The sequence below is a fragment of the Chryseobacterium sp. SIMBA_038 genome (genome assembly GCF_046535115.1).
Lineage (GTDB): Bacteria > Bacteroidota > Bacteroidia > Flavobacteriales > Weeksellaceae > Chryseobacterium.
This window is the reverse complement of the sequence record NZ_JAWRXH010000180.1, coordinates 1-270: the sequence shown is the minus strand read 5'-3', so window position 1 is coordinate 270 and position 270 is coordinate 1. Positions and strand designations below refer to the sequence as shown.

At 44.8% G+C, this 270-nt stretch carries 1 pseudogene; it reads right to left on the bottom strand.

Annotated features, from left to right (window positions below):
• Positions 1 to 22 precede the first annotated feature (22 nt).
• Positions 23 to 270 (bottom strand): annotated as a pseudogene (locus tag SB689_RS23195) (hypothetical protein); the annotation flags it as partial.

Below are 270 nucleotides of genomic sequence, written 5' to 3'. Positions count from 1 at the left end.
ACCCGCTTCCCGTCTTTTCACCTTAGCTTCCTTTCCCCTGCCTATGGCTCGTTGTATTCATCTTCTTCCCTCTCCTTTCCAGAATAAGATGTGCGGCATCCAGCATTTTAATCAGATGAATGTACGGAATCACGAGATTCCTTTCCGGTAGGTTGTCATAAGCGCCCAGTGAAAAATGGACCATACCGGACAGAAAATAATCAAACTCCCTGATGCTGTATTCCCGAAATGCTTTTTTAAAGACCAGCAGAGGGTTCTGGTATTCTTTCT